We start from the raw sequence: 14,474 nt of genomic DNA, 5'->3' as shown, positions 1-14,474 counted from the left end.
ATTTCACAATTAAATATGAGTAAATCTACAAAATTTCTTTCTTTAAATTTATATGTCTAATATTTAAAAAATTAGAAAAATAAATTTATAAATATTTAGATTTAAAAATTTACATTTTAAGAAATTTCAGATTAAAATTCATCTACTTGAGTTTGTGTTATCTTTATATCTATATATTTAATATTTATCTAAAGTATTTAATTTTTTGAAAATCTTATTTGTAATGATTTGATAAAAATTTCTACCTTAAAATTAATAAATTTAATGAATAACAATTTCTGGCAAAAAAAAAATGTTTTGATTACTGGTCATACAGGATTTAAGGGCAGCTGGTTAACTTTGTGGTTATTAATGCTTGGAGCAGAAGTAAATGGATATTCATTAGAATTAAATAATGAACAAAAATTTTTTAAAGATCTTTTTCTTGAGAATAATCAAAATTTAAAAAATTTGTCAGGAAATTTAAATCATAATGAGGGAGATATAAATAATTTTAATTCTCTAAAAAAATTTGTAGAAAATGTAAATCCTGAAATTGTTTTTCATTTGGCAGCAGAGCCCTTAGTACTAAATAGTTATAAGGATCCTTTGAAAACTTGGAATACAAATGTCATGGGTAGTTTAAATTTATTAGAGTGTTTGAAAAGTCTTAATAATAAATGTTCTGCTGTTTTTATAACTACTGATAAGGTTTATAAAAATAAAGAGTGGTTTTATGGTTATAGAGAAAATGATGAACTAGGCGGTCTCGATCCATATAGTGCAAGTAAGGCAGCTATGGAAATTGCAATTTCTAGTTATAGAGAAAGTTTTTGTGGTAATCATAATTATCAAAATTCAAACCTGTTAATAGCAACTGCAAGAGCAGGCAACGTTATTGGAGGAGGAGATTGGGCTAAAGATAGACTGGTACCAGATATTGTTAGATCATTATCATTACAAAAAAATATTCTCATAAGAAATCCTAAATCAATAAGACCTTGGCAACATGTTTTAGATCCATTATATGGATATTTATGTTTAGCTAAAAAATTACATGAATGTCAATTTAATAAAAAAGAAGACAAACAACTCTATGCAAGTTCTTTTAATTTTGGACCAAATATTAGTTCCTCTAAAACAGTTGAAGATTTAGTTAAGGAATTTTTAATTTTTTGGGATGGAAGTTACGAAATTGATACTGGCATTTCTGAATACCATGAAGCAAATACACTGAATCTGATAAGTGACAAAGCAATTAAATATTTAGGCTGGCGTGCAAAGTGGGACTTTCAAAAAACTATAAAAAAAACATCTGATTGGTACTTTGAAGTCAATAAAGGGGCTAGCCCTTTTATTAAATGTTCAGAAAATATAAGGGAGTATAATAATGAAAATTTTTAGTTAAATCTCTGTGAAAAATTTCTTAATAAATAAGACTCCTATCAACGATTTGTTGCAAGGAGAAATAATATCAAAAAAAGATGAAAGAGGATATTTTGAAAGAGTATTCTGTATTGATGAATTTAAAGAAAATTTCAATTTAAAAAAAAATATTTCTCAAATTAATCGGTCTTTATCAAAATTAAAAGGTACTGTTAGGGGGTGTCATTTTCAGCTTTATCCATACGCCGAGACAAAAATTGTTTCTTGTTGTAATGGTTCTTTATTTGATGTAGCAATAGACTTAAGAAAAGGTTCAGAAACTTATTTAAAATATTTTTCGCAAATACTTACACCAGAAAATAAAAAATTTCTTGTCATACCTGAAGGTTTTGCTCATGGTTTTCAAACATTGGAAAATGATACTGAAATAATTTATTTCGTAACTGAAAAATTTTCTCCTGAACATGATAATGGAATTAATCCATTTGATCCTGCAATAAATATAAATTGGCCCTTACCATGTTCATTACTATCCGAAAATGATAAAAAAAGAAAATTTATCAAAGATAGAAATTTTAAAGGTATTGAGTTATTTGATTTCAATACTCAAGAATAAGTAAAATCTTGCTTAATATAAGATTTTCAAAATGTTCTGAAATTAAGCAGTTTTTTCTTAATCCTTTGTAGGGAATTGGTAAAACTTATTTCTATTTTGAAGTAATCAAGATCAATAAAAATATTCTAATTTTCGTTAATTTTTACCATCTATATTTTATGAATTTGAGCGTTATAAATGATTGACCATAATAATATTCTTTTATAAAAATATCATAATCAGTAATTACTAACCTACATTTTTTAGTAGTTTTATAATTTCTAGATTACCTTAGGTGATATTATGTTTTAATTTAGAGGGTGATTGAATTTTTGCAATGAAATTAGACGAAATCTTATCTATAGAATCTAAATCGTTAATAATTGCAGAGATTGGTCAAAACCATGATGGATCTCTTGGTATGGCTCATGCATATATTGATGCGTGTGCAGATGCAGGGGTAAACGCAATTAAGTTTCAAACTCATATAGCAGCAGAAGAGTCATCATTTGATGATGAATTTAGAGTAAATTTCTCATATCAAGATAAAAGTAGATATGAATATTGGAAAAGAATGGAGTTTACTAAGAAAGAATGGTTAGAATTAAAAAAACATGCTGATGAAAAAAAAATATTATTTTTAAGTACACCTTTTTCTTTAGCGGCAGTAAAATTACTAAAAGATATTGGGGTAGAAGGTTGGAAGATAGGTTCTGGTGACATTTCTATCAATGGTATTTTTAGATCATTATTAAAATTAGAAATGCCTATGATAATAAGTACTGGGATGAGTAGTTGGGCTGAAATAGATCAATTAATAAAATTACTAAAAAAAGAGAAAAGTAATTTTTGTTTGATGCAGTGCACAAGTAAGTATCCAACTAATTTGGCAGAAGTTGGTCTAAACATTCTGCATGATTTTAAAAAAAAATATAATTGTAGGGTCGGATTATCTGACCATTCTGGATCAATATCTCCTTCTCTAGCAGCATTAGCAAATGGTTTTAACATTATTGAAGTCCATGCCACATTCGATAAAAGAATGTTTGGTCCAGATGTATCATCCTCTTTAACTTTAGAAGAAATAGAATCAATTGTTAGTTTTTCAAAAGACTTAGAAATTATGAGATTAAATCCAATCAATAAAGATCTTATAGCTAAGGATCTTAATAAACAAAAAAAACTTTTTGGTAAAAGTCTTACATACAATGGTGATTTTGAAAAAGGTCACATAATTAATGAAAAAGATCTTTCTCTAAAAAAACCTGGTTCTGGGGTCCCAATTCAAGATCTTCATAAACTCATAGGGAAGAAATTAAAAACCAATGTTAAAATAAACAGACTTTTAAAATTAGAAGAGATTGAATGAAAAGAAAGGTTTGTATAGCTGTTCATAGTAGAGCTAACTATGGTCGAATAAAAACAGTAATGAGAGAAATTGATAAACATCCTCTCTTAGAATTACAGTTAATAGTTGGTTCATCAGCTCTACTAACAAGATTCGGTTCGGCAATTAATAATATACGTGCAGATGGTTTTAAAGAATTAGCAACTGTATCATCAATAATAGAAGGCGAAAATCCAACAACAATGGCTAAATCTACTGGTTTGGCGATTATTGAATTAGCTACGCATTTTGAAAATTTAAAACCCGATATTGTATTGACAGTTGCTGATAGATTTGAAACTCTTGCCACTGCAATCGCATCAAGTTATATGAATATTCCTCTTGCTCATACTCAGGGTGGTGAAGTAACCGGTTCTATTGATGAATCAGTTAGACATGCAATAACAAAATTAGCTCATATTCATTTCCCGGCAACGGAAAGAGCAAAAGATTTTATTTTACGATTAGGTGAAGATCCTAGTTCAGTTTACTTAACCGGTTGTCCAGCAATTGACTTGGTCGCAGAATCTGATCTGAAATTAGACCCTGAAATTTTTAAAAAATATGGGGGAGTTGGTGAAGAGATTGACCCAGATAAGGACTTTATAGTAGTACTACAACATCCAATTACTACAGAATACGGAGAGGGATTTGCTCAAATTAATCACACTTTAAGTGCTGCTTTTAAGCATGCCCAGAAGGGAATGCAAATTATTTGGCTTTGGCCAAATGTTGATGCGGGTTCAGATGATGTCTCTAAAGGGATAAGATCATTCAGAGAGAAAAATAATACTATAAATATGAGATTTTATAGAAATTTTTCACCTGAGGATTATATATGTTTATTGGCAAATGCGAAATGTATTGTTGGAAATTCTTCATCAGGACTTAGAGAGTGTGCTTTCTTAGGAACACCTTGTGTAAATATTGGTTCAAGACAAGAAGGAAGAGAAAAAAGTGATAATGTAATTGATGTAAATCATGATAGTAATAATATATATGAAGCTATAAATTATCAGATAAAACATGGGAAATATAAAAAATCTACTATTGTAGGGGACGGAAAATCTGGTAAAAAGATTGCAAATTATTTAGCTACTTGTAAAACTACCATACAGAAAAAAATACATTACATAAAAGAATAGTTTTATTATGGATAAAAATTTATGTATTATTCCAGTAAGAGGTGGAAGTAAGGGTATTCCTGGAAAAAATGCTAGGAAAATATATAAAAATATTTCTCTTCTAGAATGGACTATTAATCAAGCAAAATCGGCTTTTCCATTAAATAATATTTTCGTATCAACAGAAGATCACGAGCTTAAAAATATTACATTGAATAATGGTATTTTTTTAGTAAATAGACCAATGGAACTGGCTACTGATGATGCTACTACAGCATCTGTTGTAAAACATTTACTTAAAGAAGTTGATTTCAAATGTGAAAGATTTAATTCAATTACTATACTTCAAGTAACTTCACCTTTAAGGCAGAAAAAAGATATTTTAAATGCATTAAATATGATTAATCAAGAAAATTATGATTCAGTTTTAAGTGTTTATAAATCTGATAATAGCGCCGCAAAAACTTATATTTTAGAAGAAGGTAATGCTAAATCTCTCCTTCCGAATTATGAATTCTTAAGCAGGCAAAAGTTACCTATTTTTTATAGAAGAAATGGAGCCATTTTTTCTGTAAAAAGAGAATTATTTGATTTAACAGGTAAATTATGGGGAGGGGATTTAGGACTTGTCATTATGGAAAAAGAGAGGTCTATAGATATTGATAATTTTGAAGATTTAGAAAATGCAAGAAAATATTTAAATAATTATCAAGAGAAATGAAAGATAATATTTCTGACAACTTAGAAAAGTTTATTTTGGATTTTAATTCTTTTGAGAAAAGAAATAAATTATTTTATATTTGTATTGATTCAGAAGGATTTAAATGGTGGGATATTGTAAGGTATGATGTTCAATTCGCGTTGTGTGAATTTAATGGTATTTACAGTTATCCTTTAAAAACATACGAGGATTTAATTTTAAAGATCTTTAGATTGACAAGGAAGTTTTTAAATTTAATAGGTTATTTTATCAAATTTTATTTTATGAAAAAAAATCAATATAAAAGAATATTTATCTTTAATAGAAACTTATTTTGTATTAATCAAGAAATTAATAAATTTAAATCTCAATCATTTTTGATTACTAATAATAACTTGATAAATCAAAACGGTCTTAAAAAAGAAAGTGTTGATTTTATTATTAAATTATTAAGTAGATTTGTATTTGTACCAAAATCTCTAATCTCAGAATTTAAATATATTGATGAAAAAATTAATAATAATTTCAAAACTGAAATTGATTTTGTAAAAATATTTACAGAAAACTATAAAAAATTTAAATCATCATATTTTATTTGGAAAAACATATTAAAAAGATTTAAAAATCTTAATTCAGTAGGACTAATAAATGATGGTTCTCTTAAAAGCGTTTGCTATCTTACTAATAAGCTAAATATTATTTCTCAGGAATTTCAACATTCCATTATTGCACCAAATCATATAGGGTATATGTATCCTAAATTATATGAAAAGATTCTTACTCTTCCTTCCGAAATAATTTTAACAAGAAATGAGTTTGAAGTTAATTATCCCGTTAAATCAAAAGTTTACAAACAAAATAAAAATATAAAAAACAAAGCTAAAAATTTTAAAAAGGATATAGATCTGCTTATAGGTACTTCTAGAGTGATGTATTCAAACCTAAAAACTTTAATTGAAAAGCTACAAATAAATAATATAAGTTTTGCTATAAAATTACATCCCGCACAAACAAAAAATGATTTTTTATCAACAATAAATTCTGAAAATAAAAATTTTGAGATATTTGCAGGCAATGAAGATTTTGTAGAACTTGCTAAAAGAACAAAAATATATATACCTTGTAATCCCACATCAACTACCGTTATTGAGGCTTCTGAAAACGGCGCACTAGTTTATATTCTTGAAAAATCTAAGGAATTAATAACTAGTTCTACTAATAAGTATGTTGATAAATATTTTGATAAAATAGATCAATTGACTGATGCTATAAAGTTAATTATTTTTTGAATAATTTAAAATCATTATAAATTATATTTAAGATCTTTTAGATATTATTTTTGCCGGCGGAGTTGAAACAATTGATTTTGGACTGATTTTTTTTGAAACAACTGAACCTGCTCCTATTACTGATCCTTCGCCAATAAAAGCTCCAGGTAATAATATTACGCATGTAGCAATCCAACTTCCATTTTCAATCTCGATGCGCTTGTGTGAATATTTTTGTCCCTTTATATCTCCTGGATTTGAAAATCCATGATTAGAAGTTTGAATTAAAGAATTAGGGCCAATAAGTACGTTTGCACCAATTTTTACATCTTCACCTGCAACTATCATAGTATTTCTTCCAATCCTTACTCCATTCTCTATATTTATTTCGCTATTCCTTGCTGCTACTATTCTTATATCACTATCGAAGTTTATATCATTTTTTATAATTATTTTCCCAGACTCTCTAGTTCTTAAATCTAAATCACCATTGATAGATACGTTATTCCCTATTGAAATTTTCGAATAATCATCACCTTTAAGCTTTAGAAATATAACACCTTCAATATAAAAATTTCTTCCAACTTTTATACCTTTTAATTTAAGTATTAAAAACCATATGGCGCTATTGATTTTAAAAATAAAATTTAGCCCAACAACTTTTATTAATGCTTTCATAAACTAATTTTCATTATCCATAATTTTAGGATAATATATTTTTGAATATGTTAGTAATATGTCTAATTTAATAATTGATATTCCTCCGGAAAATTGGAGAGATAATTCGTTTGAAAACCAAAATTTCAATTTATATGAATTTATTCTAAAAAAATATAATAAAAATGATGTGTTAGCGAAAATAATAAAATCAGATGGGACAATTAAAGAGATAAATAAGGATTATCTGGATTCACAAGTTAAATCTCTTGTTGGAAAAATAACTAGGCTTTTAAATAATTCTATAAAAAAACAGATAAAAATTTTAGGAATTATTGGTAGTTCAGAGGAATCTTTGATTTTTATGCTGGCCTGTGCTTATCTAGGAGCTCATCATAGTATTTGCTTTGAAGATTTATCTCATAAAGCAATACTAGCAAGGATAGAATTATTCAAACCTGATATAGTTATTTTCTCAAATAATCAATCTTCAAAAATTGAAAAATTAGAAAATATAGAAATAATGAATATAAAAGCAAAATATAAGATAAATGCTGAAAATTTACTTGAAGAATTTAATGAAAATATTAAATATACATCATTACCTAATTTATATTCAAAAGATTCTGCACTTTTTACATTGTTTACTTCAGGTTCAACAGGTTTACCTAAAGGCGTGGTTCATGGAGTTAGATCATATATAAATTACGCAAAATTTTCTACTAATTATTTTTTTGGGGCTAATGAAAATTCAATCATTTTCTGTGCGACTGATGCTGGTTGGATTAATGGCCACACTTATGCAGTTTATGGCCCACTTTCAAATGGCTCACAAACTATTTTGTGTGAAAATTTAAATTATCTTTTAGAAAATACAAATATTTTTGATTTAATTAATAAATTAAAAATTACTTGCTTCTATTCATCAGTTACTTTTCTCAGATTACTAAAAAGTAGATTTGATGAGAATAAAATTTATAATAATAATAATTCTTTTTTTCCCAGCCTAGAAAGAATAGGATCTTGTGGTGAACCTCTAGCACATGAAGTTGGTTTATGGGCTGCAGAATTTTTTAAGCCTTCAAGAAAAGCAATAGTTAATACTTATTTTCAGACTGAAACTGGGGGTATATTAGTTGCTCCGAGAGATGAGGATGGTCTTCCGGATGACTATTCATCAGTTGGTAAACCTAGAGAGGATTTAGGATTATTTATTGCAAAGGAAAAATTTAGTAATGAAAAACTAGATGCTGAAAATATAGACCCAAATGAAATAATTATTTCAAAATATTGGGAAGGAATATACAAAGAAATTCAATCTGATAGAGAAGTAAATTATTTCACTTCAGAGGGTTTTTATAGATTACATGATGTTGGATATTTTGATAATAAGGGATTTCTTTATGTAGGAGGTAGAAGTGATGATGTTATAAATACCGCAGGTCACAGAATATCTAGCGCAGAGATTGAAAGTATATGTCTCTCTATAAAAGGGGTCAGTGAAGCTTGTGTCGTATCAAAAAATGATAATATTTTAGGTGAAAAGCCTATAATTTTTATTTCATTAAACAAAAATAGAGAGTATGAATTTGAAAATATTCATAAAAATATTCTTGATAAGATTAGACAAAATTTAAGTGTATATCATCTGCCAGAAGAAATAATTTTATTTGATTATCTACCCAAAACAAAAAGTGGAAAAATTCAAAGAAGAATAATGAGAGAAATAATATCAAAGTTAATTATTGATCAAAATAAAGATTATTCAACTCTAAGTAATAAAGAAAAATTTTTCAAAATTTATTTCAAATACATCAAAGAGCAAATAGATAGATATACTTCTAATTCAGAAATATTTTCTTTAAATCTTTTTGAAAAGGAGTTCACTAAGTTATTTAATTTTGAATCAACTATTAAATATTTTATTTTAATGGTGATTGAAAAACTATTTCGACTAGGAACAGAATTTTTCCCTAAGGATTTATTCTTAAATCTTGAATTGCATAATTCAGAATATATCGAATTATCATATAAGTTGAATAATAATTCTATAAAAGATATTCATGAAAACTTTTTTGATTCTTCTTTTAAAAATGCATTGTTTTTTAAAGATATAATAAATGGATGTTTAAGAATTGATTTAAATAATAATAAAACAATTATTATAATTTTTAAAAGTTTTGATATTAAAAATAATACCTTCAAAATAAATATAATCTTTGATAATCATGAAAATGATTCTATAAAAATAATTAGGAGTCAAATTTATAATCTCATTGATAAGTTATCAAATAATAAGAGTAAGATAAATTCAAAGGGAGAATTTTTTGATATTTCTGATAAAGAAAATAATTTAAATTCAAGTTCTATTAAAAAAGAATATTTTTGTTTTAAATGCAGAGCAAATATTAATGAATTAGAGAGAGACAGAGGAAATGACGCTTTTTTATTAAAGGTAATATCTACTGAGAATAATGCTAGATATATTTGTGATTTATGTTTGGGGGGCTGGTAACATTGGAAAAAAATATCTATAAAAATTTAGTTGAAGTAATTAAACAATTTCCTTTAAATAAAAATGTAAAGATAACAGAAGAATCAAAATTATGGGAAGTAATAAATCTTTTTAGCTCCTTATTGGCAGAAAGGGTTAAAGTGAGATTAGAAGAAGTATTCCCCCAAATTGAATTTGAAGAAATAACAGCTGAAACTACAATAAGAGAGATTCTTAATAGTATTGAAAAAAATCAAACTTTCCCAAAAAATAATAAAGAAAGTTCTATAGAAAAAGATTTAAATATTTATTTTGATTCTTCTAATAATGAACAAGATCATAATTCAAATGAAATTGGAATAGGAGTAGATATACAACATTTGTCTTCTTTCCCTGATGATATATTCTCATCAGATAATGTAAACCTTAGATCTTCATTGTTTACTGAACTTGAAGTGGTTTATTCTCTTTCTAGGCCAGATCCTAAAATAACTTTATTAGGCATATATGCTGCTAAGGAGGCAGTTATAAAAGCGTTAAATAATAAAAATAAAATTCAGTTTAATTTTATTGAGATAAGACATTATTCCAATGGTAAGCCTTATGTAATATTAAAAAGTTATCCAAAAATATTTTTAGAAATATCCATATCACATTCTATTGATGTGGCAATTGGATATTGTATTAAAAGATGAATTTATATTTTTTTTAGTTTGCTTAAATAATTAATTAAAACATCTTTCCCATGAGACCTTTCGAATTTTGATAATGCAGAAACCATGGAGACACAATCCGATAATGCGTTATGGTTACTTCCTGGTTTAATTATGCTTTTTTCATTACTATAATTGTCAATTAACCCAGAAGTATAATCTTTAGTATTAACTCCATAAAGTCTAAATAGTTCTCGAATATCTGAAGATTTTGAAGGCTTAATTTTAAATTTTGATGAAATTAAATCTAGATTATCATTTATTCTTTTTATATCATTTCCCCATGATAGACAATGACAATTTTTAATAAATTCAGAAAGTAATTTTGAGCCTGATACTAAATCCATACCATTTGTCTCTATATCTTTTTGTTTGATACCCGTTAGATTTATAAAGTAATCACTTAATAAACTATTGATTTTCGGCTTTATATAAATCGAGAAAAATTGCGTATTATGAAGGGTTTCTAAGTTATAAATTTTAATGGCTGAAATTTGTACTATTTCTCTATATTCATTTTCTAAGCTCCAATTTCTCTCCATCGAACCTTCCCATGCAGTCCATTCTGCATCAATGATTAATAAATTTGAATAATTTTCCATTTTTAATTAAGCAAATAACATTTTATCTTTTAAAAAGTGTTGTATTTTAATCTCCCCATAATTTCTCTAATAGCTTTAGAACTTGAATGTAAACTGCTCGCATTTGGAAAAAAATTATATGGATTTAATAATTTTTTTTTCCCAAAGTATTTACTTGATTTGAAGTCTACAGGGTAAGGTATAACAATAATTGATTCTTTTTCAAATAATTTTTTTGCTCTTTTCATATGGAATGCACTGGTTACTAATAATATTGTTGCCTTTTTATTACTAAGTATAGATTTAACTGCTTTGGATTCTTCTATGGTATTACTTACAGGTCTTGTAGTTAAAATTTTATTAGGTTCGATTCCAAATGCTATCGCTTCTTGCTTATAAATATTTCCTTCAGGGGGTAACTCAGGAAGATAAGGACTAGACCCACCTGTAAAAATTATTTTTTCTGCTTTTTTTGCTTTTAAAAGCATCAAACCAGACATGAATCTATCAGGATCGTGCCACCACTCGATTATTTTACTTTTGCCGGGTGGTAAATGCCTTTTTTGACTCAAAACTACAATCGCATCGGCTTTCGGCATTTCTTTTACACTCAATCTTTCCCATGGAGACTCTATATATCTCCATAACATTTCCGAGATAATACCATTACCAAAAAATGAAATAAATATTGTTGGAACTAATAAAATTAAGGATTTTTTTTTTGCAAAGATAATTAAAAATATTAATGTCAAGCCGAAGGGAAGTATTAAAAGTGGAATTAATTTACTTATAAAGTACATTTACACATATGTTTTATATCTCTTTTAGCACTCTCAGTTGACCAGGTAAAGGATTTGTCCCAGGATTTGACTGCATTAAATAATCAAGGGATTGCTGAAGAGTTAAGTGATGTTCCTTCATTAACCATGCCATACAAACTAAAGGAGATCTTTCAACTGCAGCATAACAATGAACAAAAACGGGCCCAGACTTAAGTAAATTTCTTAAAATTTCTAATGATTCATTTAATTCAATACAAGTAAGAATCTTCCCTGTCTTATGATCTGGTAAAACATATCTTTTATGATCAAAAAATTCATCCAAATTAAGGTCATTTTTTACTTCATTTTCACCGCAAAGACTTAATATTGCCTTAATACCCTCATCGGCTAATTTTTCTAAGTGTTTCTGCTTTTGAGGAGCTGTTCCTACAGCAAGCTCTTCATTAAGAACCCAATTGATTTTAAATTTACTCAAGCCCATTTATTTCTTAGTTATCCAACCATTTTAGAAATTTGTCAAAATACTCTTTGATCTTATTTATTAAAATTTGTTTTGAGGTTAATTCTTCTGAAAGATTCTCTTCTTCTGCATATTGTGCGTAAAGATCACCATAACCATAACTTTTGTTGGTAAGTAAATTATTGTTAACTTCTTTCATTGAATTAATGATTACTCCTAAAAATTCGGCTCCGCTATTTTTCATAATTTTTTTAGCTTCTAAAGGAAGACCAACAGGCACTTTGTCTAATGAAACCAAAAGAATCATACCATCCGTTTTTTCAGCAATTAAAGAAGCATCTGCTAATCCAATAACAGGAGGACAATCAAATATTACTATGTCATATCTTTGTAAATTTTTTAAGGTGGATATAAATTCATTCATTCGATCAGAGCTTAAAAGCCTTGCAGGATCGGGTGGTACAAAACCCGATGTAATAACATCCCAGTTCTCATAGCCTTCAACTTTTTTTATAACTTTACTGACATCTAATGAAGAATCTGTAAGAATGTTGGAGAGGCCTAAAATATTATTCATTCCCAATCTGTAATGTAATTGTGGTTTTCTCATGTCACCATCAATAAGTAATACTTTTTTATCTAGTTCACTATATGTTTTTGCTAATAATATGTTTACTAAGGTTTTACCTTCGGCTGGGACAGAGCTAGTAATTGTAACTACATTTATTTCTTTATCACTTTCAAGAAATCTTATAGATGTAAGGATATTTCTAAAAGCCTCTTGATAAAAGAATCTTTGATAACTATTGATTTTTTCATCTTTATTGGCTGTTAAAGATTCTTTGTCCTTATTAAGGTTATCGTCTTCTATTTGTTTGTCTAAGTTTTTTAAAATGAATTTCTTTTGTTCTCTAATACCCTCAAAAAAAGATATATAAGGAATGAGACCTAGGCTAATAGAACCTATATTGTCGATAATTGTAGCTGGATCATGGTAGACATTATCCAGTCTGTCTCTAATGTAAGCAATTAATGCTCCTAAAAAAATACTTATGAAGGATCCCCAAGCGAGATATTTTAGTACATTAGGCCCAGTAGGGTCTGAATACATTTTTGGAGGAGAAATCAAAGTCCATGGGGCTGTCTTTTGAGCAATTTCAAGTCTAAACATTTCTCTTGCTCTTATAATAGATCCAAGGCTCTCATCATTTAATTCAATTCTTTGCTGAATATCCTCAAAGCCTTTTATTATGTCTGGTTGTAAAACAAATTCATTCTTGTAATTGTTTATTGCGAGTTTATAAGAGGATAATTGATCTTTATAAAATTCTGAAGCTGCATCTATAGCTTCTAATTGCGCTTTAATTACGGTAGGTCTTATCGAATCTAAATGGTTTTGTATATTTTGAACAACTAAAGATTTATCTTTATATAAACCTTTTTTCATTTCAAGTTTTTCCTCTAGTTTCAATGCTTCTTTAATAATTGGGGAGTTAGCATTCTCGATCTCAACCCCAAGCCCAGTACCTTTATCTCCAAATCTTTCTTCAAACCCTAATGATGTTAATCTTCTAGATTCAACATCTTTTTTAAGTTCTTCTAGGTTGATTATATTTCGATTTATTTCTTTGATAGAGTCGTTATGTTTTTTTATATTTTCTTTTATTCCTAATCCTTCAATTCTTGGGTCAATAAAAGTATATTTTTTTCTGAAGTCAGATAATTTTGATTTAATTTTGCTACGTCTTTGATTTATTTCAGGTACCTGAGAATTTAAAAAATCTAGTCCATCATTTAATCTTTTTCTCCTCCAGTCATTGGCTAATTGCATATAAGTATCTGATAAATTAGAAATTAATTTTTTTCCTAATTTATAGTCTTTTACATTAATAGAGACATTAATTATATTTCCTGGACTTCTAGCCAGTTTTTCATCTTTTATCTTGATTACCCTCTCTAAATACTCCATACTCAAATTCATCTTATTTGCTAATGGCTTCAATGCTAATGAACTTTTTAGAAATATTCTTAGAGTTGGAAAATCAACTTTGGAACTAGCAGTGAATGACTGTAAAGCCAAATCTTTCGCAGTAGGAGCAGATGCAGGTTCATTTCCTATCGGATCCGAGGTCATAATAATAAAAGTACCTCTGAAAATTGGATTCGTGGTTCGCTGATATATAGTAAAAAAAACTGATCCAGAAAAAAAGAATAAAGTAACTATGCCAAATAATTTTGACCTTCTTATAAGGATTGAAAAAATCTGAGATAAGGTTAAGTTTTCTTCATCGTTACTTGAACTATCTTTTAGATTTATATTTTTCTCCATTTAGCTTCAAGAATTTTTT

Annotated in this window: 13 protein-coding genes; 8 read left to right on the top strand and 5 right to left on the bottom strand. The window is 27.4% G+C overall.

From position 1 onward, the window contains the following. Window positions 1-264: 264 nt before the first annotated feature. From rfbG to HA140_RS06960, 6 genes are all read left to right on the top strand, one after another. Entirely contained in the window at window positions 265-1,383 is a 1,119-nt protein-coding gene (rfbG, locus tag HA140_RS06985) for a CDP-glucose 4,6-dehydratase (RefSeq protein ID WP_209040412.1), read from the top strand. Between the two features lie 10 nt (window positions 1,384-1,393). Beyond that, on the top strand, window positions 1,394-1,981 hold the full coding sequence (locus HA140_RS06980) for a dTDP-4-dehydrorhamnose 3,5-epimerase family protein (protein WP_209040411.1): 588 nt from the start codon (window positions 1,394-1,396) through the stop codon (window positions 1,979-1,981). A 316-nt stretch (window positions 1,982-2,297) separates the two neighbouring features. Next, window positions 2,298-3,329: an N-acetylneuraminate synthase family protein gene (locus tag HA140_RS06975; protein WP_209040410.1), complete on the top strand. Its 1,032-nt coding sequence runs from the start codon at window positions 2,298-2,300 to the stop codon at window positions 3,327-3,329. Further along, the gene (gene neuC / locus HA140_RS06970) at window positions 3,326-4,492 is read left to right on the top strand and encodes a UDP-N-acetylglucosamine 2-epimerase (protein WP_209040409.1); all 1,167 of its coding nucleotides are present in this window, start codon (window positions 3,326-3,328) and stop codon (window positions 4,490-4,492) included. Before HA140_RS06975 ends, neuC begins: the two co-directional genes overlap by 4 nt. Before the next feature lie 7 nt (window positions 4,493-4,499). Continuing rightward, window positions 4,500-5,192: a cytidylyltransferase domain-containing protein gene (locus HA140_RS06965; protein ID WP_209040408.1), complete on the top strand. Its 693-nt coding sequence runs from the start codon at window positions 4,500-4,502 to the stop codon at window positions 5,190-5,192. After that, window positions 5,189-6,460: a hypothetical protein gene (locus HA140_RS06960; RefSeq protein WP_209040407.1), complete on the top strand. Its 1,272-nt coding sequence runs from the start codon at window positions 5,189-5,191 to the stop codon at window positions 6,458-6,460. The genes HA140_RS06965 and HA140_RS06960 overlap by 4 nt, the downstream gene beginning before the upstream one ends. A gap of 27 nt (window positions 6,461-6,487) precedes the next feature. Here the strand turns inward: HA140_RS06960 and HA140_RS06955 are convergent, their stop codons facing one another. Then, on the bottom strand, window positions 6,488-7,117 hold the full coding sequence (locus HA140_RS06955) for an acyltransferase (RefSeq protein ID WP_209040406.1): 630 nt from the start codon (window positions 7,115-7,117) through the stop codon (window positions 6,488-6,490). A gap of 58 nt (window positions 7,118-7,175) precedes the next feature. Here HA140_RS06955 and HA140_RS06950 point away from each other — a divergent pair, with 58 nt between their 5' ends. Further along, window positions 7,176-9,611 (top strand): acyl-CoA synthetase, encoded by a 2,436-nt coding sequence (locus HA140_RS06950; protein ID WP_209040405.1) that lies wholly within the window; start codon window positions 7,176-7,178, stop codon window positions 9,609-9,611. Then, window positions 9,593-10,285, top strand: coding sequence for a holo-ACP synthase (locus HA140_RS06945; protein ID WP_209040404.1), 693 nt, complete (start codon window positions 9,593-9,595; stop codon window positions 10,283-10,285). Before HA140_RS06950 ends, HA140_RS06945 begins: the two co-directional genes overlap by 19 nt. A gap of 2 nt (window positions 10,286-10,287) precedes the next feature. On the opposite strand, the gene HA140_RS06940 is transcribed toward HA140_RS06945, so the two are convergent. The 4 genes from HA140_RS06940 to HA140_RS06925 are packed head-to-tail and all read right to left on the bottom strand — an operon-like array spanning window position 10,288 to window position 14,455. Then, entirely contained in the window at window positions 10,288-10,905 is a 618-nt protein-coding gene (locus HA140_RS06940) for an exonuclease domain-containing protein (protein WP_209040403.1), read from the bottom strand. A gap of 29 nt (window positions 10,906-10,934) precedes the next feature. Next, window positions 10,935-11,684 carry a YdcF family protein gene (locus tag HA140_RS06935; RefSeq protein ID WP_245156240.1) on the bottom strand — a complete coding sequence of 250 codons (750 nt, stop codon included), beginning with the start codon at window positions 11,682-11,684 and terminating at the stop codon, window positions 10,935-10,937. 13 nt (window positions 11,685-11,697) lie between these two features. Then, complete coding sequence (locus HA140_RS06930; protein WP_209040402.1) at window positions 11,698-12,147, bottom strand: dual specificity protein phosphatase family protein; 450 nt, start codon at window positions 12,145-12,147, stop codon at window positions 11,698-11,700. Window positions 12,148-12,154: 7 nt separating this feature from the next. Then, entirely contained in the window at window positions 12,155-14,455 is a 2,301-nt protein-coding gene (locus HA140_RS06925; RefSeq protein ID WP_209040401.1) for a polysaccharide biosynthesis tyrosine autokinase, read from the bottom strand. Between the last annotated feature and the right edge of the window lie 19 nt (window positions 14,456-14,474).

Source organism: Prochlorococcus marinus CUG1417, assembly GCF_017695975.1.
In the GTDB taxonomy this organism is placed as follows: domain Bacteria; phylum Cyanobacteriota; class Cyanobacteriia; order PCC-6307; family Cyanobiaceae; genus Prochlorococcus_A; species Prochlorococcus_A marinus_AG.
This window is presented reverse-complemented; position numbering and strand designations above follow the sequence as displayed.